This is a genomic window from Caballeronia sp. (genome assembly GCF_049581465.1).
In the GTDB taxonomy this organism is placed as follows: domain Bacteria; phylum Pseudomonadota; class Gammaproteobacteria; order Burkholderiales; family Burkholderiaceae; genus Caballeronia.
Genome location: NZ_JBAUSA010001169.1, coordinates 1 through 3655, shown reverse-complemented (window position 1 = coordinate 3655; position 3655 = coordinate 1). Strand labels below are relative to the sequence as shown.

The window sequence follows — 3655 nt, the reverse complement described above, 5'->3', positions numbered from 1 at the left end:
CTCCAGCATCCGGTTGCCTACAAAGCCCCAGCAGACCTCGCACACAACAGGAACTTTGTTCATCGAACGGACCACCCCAACCACTGTTGCAATCGCATCAGGACTGGTCTTTTCGCCTCTGATGACCTCCACCAGGCGCATCACATTTGCCGGACTGAAAAAGTGCAGCCCCAGGAAATCCTGAGGTCGACCGCTCGCTTCAGCGAGCCGGTTGATGTCGAGTGTCGACGTGTTGCTGGCAATAATGGCGCCTTCACGACATACCTTGCCCAGCTTCGCGCTCATATCGAGCTTCACTTCCAGGTCCTCGAATACGGCCTCGACAACGAGGTCGCATGAAGACACGGCATCGATCGAGGAAAACGCGCTCAGCCGCGCAATACAGGAAGCCGCCTCGACCTGCCGCAACCGTCCCCGCTCAACCTGCCGCTGGTACTCAGCCCGAATGGCATTTGCAGCCCTTTGTGCCCGTTCTTCGCTGATGTCGACAATGCGGACCGTGAGTCCCGCGGTCGCGAAGCTCATAGCGATGCCCTGCCCCATCGTTCCGGCACCGACGACACCCACCACCTGGATACCTCTCGGCACGGCACGGTCACGGTCTGCCCGTCCGGCTGCCCGTGATGCGAAGAAACCATGCTGCAAAGCGCCTGCCTCCTGTGATGACAGGCACTCTTCAAACGCCTTTCGCTCCAGCGCCAATCCCTCGGGAAATGCCAGTTGAATGGCGCTCAACGTGCAGTCGATAATCTTTTCGGCAGCAAAACGTTTGGCCTTCATGCCCATAGCACGTGCACGCGCGTCATCTATCATGCGGCGATATGCATCCCCCAGGCCCGAGAGAACAACCGTGCTAGCCCCATTGGGTACCTTACGGGAAGCAAATGCCTCGTATATAAAGGAGACAGCGGCATCCACTACACTGCCTTCGGTAACGGCATCCACCAGCCCAATTTCGCGCGCCTCAGAACCCACGACCTTCTTGCCGGTCAGCATCATATCGAGTGCATTCTTGACACCTACGAGACGCGGTAGTCGCTGAGTCCCTCCTGCTCCCGGAAGCAATCCCAGCGAGATCTCGGGCAGTCCCAGCGCGGCGTCGCGACTCGCTACGCGCCAATGACACGACATTGCCAGTTCAAGGCCGCCGCCAAGCGCCGGTCCATTAATGGCCGCGACAACCGGCTTTGAAAATCCATCGAGCAATCGACCAATCTCAACTGGATCGCGCTTCGCCGCGAATGCTCCCGGTGCAGCTCGAAACTCGTTGATATCCGCTCCGGCACTGAAGCAGCGGCCAGCGCCCGTGATAACAACCGCGAGTACAGATCGGTCATTCTGCAAGGAACTCAGCGCTACGAACAGATCCTCGCGTACATCTGCCGATAAGGCATTGACCGGTGCGTTAAGGATCGAAACCACAGCAATGCCATCACGGTTCTCCACATCTATCCGATGAACCATTCTTCCCTCATCTCCAGGGCTGTCCTGTTTGCGGAGCCCACCAGTTCCAGTTGCGCCACTGCGGCCGGAAGTTCCCATTCGTAGAAGAACTGAGCTGCTTGCAGCTTGCCGTGGTAGTAATTGGAGCGGGGGTCGTCCGAAGTAAATTCGGCAACTGCCGCTGCCGCGACTTTTGCCTGCTTGAGCCACATCCAGGCGATGCATATGCGGCCGAACGCATCGAGGTACTCAGTAGCGTTAGCGAGTGCCGCGTCCGGGTCGGTTGCGAGGCCACGCAGAACCCGCGAAGTCACGGACTCCAGAGAACACAGGACATCCTGCAGGCGAGCTGCCAGGTTCTCCAGCGACGATGGCACTTGACCCGTCTCCTCGCGCACCACCGACAGGAACGTTTGGAATCCGGAATTGTTCGCCCCAATCTTTCGGCCCAGCAGGTCAATACCGTGGATTGCCTCGGCGCCTTCGTGGATGGGGTTTAGACGCTGGTCCCTGTAAAGCTGCTCCAGAGGGTATTCGCGTGTATACCCAGACCCACCGAGCACCTGAATCGCAGCTTCGTTGGATCGACAGCCATGTTTCGATGGCCAAGATTTGACAACCGGCGTTATGAGATCCAACAGCAGCCCGGCAGACGCACGAACAGCGGGATCCGGATGCGTCTGCTCATCTTCGAACCAGGCGCTTGCATGCAGACACAATGAAAGTGATCCTTCGGCCACCGCCTTCTGCGTCAGGAGAAGCCGGCGGACGTCCGCATGCCCGACGATGGTCACTTGCGGTGATAGCGGATCCTTCGACGACGGAAGTCGCCCCTGTGGACGCTGCCGGGCATACTCAAATGATTCGGTAAATCCACGATAAGCGAGGCTCGACGCGATCAGCCCGACACCAATGCGCGCCTCATTCATCAACTGAAACATGTGAGCGAGCCCTCGATTGGCCTCCCCAAGAAGCCATCCCACCGCGCCCCCGTTCTCTCCGAACGACAGTACCGTTGAGGTCGTGTTGCGCCAGCCCATCTTGTGAATGAGCCCCGCGAGTGCTACATCGTTGCGCTTGCCGCTACCCGGCAAAAACTTGGGAACAAGAAACAGGGATATCCCTTTCACACCGGAAGGTGAGCCCTTGATACGGGCGAGGACCATATGCACGATGTTCTCGGTAAAGTCCTGGTCCCCCCCTGAGATGAACATCTTTTGTCCGGCAATCCGGTACGTACCATCGTCCGAAGGAACCGCAACCGTTTTGATGTCTCCCAACGCCGAACCCTGCCCCGGTTCCGTCAACGCCATCGTTCCCGCGCACCGACCATCTGCCATTGCAGAAAGATATTGCGACTTTAGTTCAGCTGTACCGAATGCGCGAAGAAGGTTTGCAGCACCAATGGACAGAAACGGGTAGCCTGCGGTTGGCGCGTTCGCTGTGAAGAAGTGCGCCATCGCAGCCCGAAATATTGGCTCCGGAAGCTGGATTCCACCTTCGTCCGCGCTCCAATGCGCCGAAAGAAACCCCGCCGCCGCGAACGCCCGCCACGCCTCTCCAGTTTCAGGGATCGTTCGTGCGTTCCCGTCAACAAACTGTGGCTCATTCGCGTCGCCCTTTGCATAATGCGGCGCAAAGAAGTCGGCGGCCAGACGTTCAGCCGCTGACAGGATGGAATCGAAATCTTCCCGCGTTTGACCTTCATAGCGTGGCCTACGCGAGAAAGACTCGACGTTCAGAACCTCATGGAGCTGAAACTCCAGCTCGCGTGACAGGGTAGACATCGGCTTCTTTATCAACAGTTTGCATGGGGAGACCCAATCCGGCCTCAACGAGGACTATCGCGCGCCCAGATGCTCGGCGGCAAACTCCGCAGCGAGACCGCCCGCGACCGCGAGATCGTTCTGCTTCGAGTACAGGCTCATGTGAGAAACCTTCGGCAGCACGGCCAACCTCTTGCGCGCGGACGGAATGCTGTTGAACACAGCAATCTCCAGGTCCCATAGGGTGATCTCGTCCCCTTCTGCGACCACCATCAATGTCGGCTTGTCGTACAGACGGCGTGCGAGAGGCGACACGTCATAACTGAGCAGGAGCTCTGTTGATTCGATCGTGCTCCAGTGCTCGTGGCGGGGTGCTTCCCGCTCTTTAATGTCGTGAAAGATTTCATGAATGGATGGAAACGGCCACGTGCTCAGTTCGCTGAACG

2 protein-coding genes and 1 pseudogene are annotated in these 3655 nt (G+C 58.3%); all 3 read right to left on the bottom strand.

The annotated features are described in order from the left end of the window. Positions 1–1542, bottom strand: a 1542-nt coding sequence (locus WCA53_RS28630; RefSeq protein WP_423918972.1) for a 3-hydroxyacyl-CoA dehydrogenase NAD-binding domain-containing protein, incomplete at its 3' end; no start/stop codon positions are given. After that, positions 1449–3230: an acyl-CoA dehydrogenase gene (locus WCA53_RS28625; RefSeq protein WP_423918969.1), complete on the bottom strand. Its 1782-nt coding sequence runs from the start codon at positions 3228–3230 to the stop codon at positions 1449–1451. The genes WCA53_RS28625 and WCA53_RS28630, both read right to left, overlap by 94 nt. Positions 3231–3284: 54 nt before the next feature. Next, positions 3285–3655, bottom strand: a pseudogene (locus tag WCA53_RS28620) (alpha/beta hydrolase); the annotation flags it as partial.

Coding starts and splice junctions, on each gene's coding strand:
- WCA53_RS28625 (WP_423918969.1), bottom strand. CDS start 3,230: ATGTCTACCCTGTCACGCGAGCTGGAGTTTCAGCTCCATGAGGTTCTG.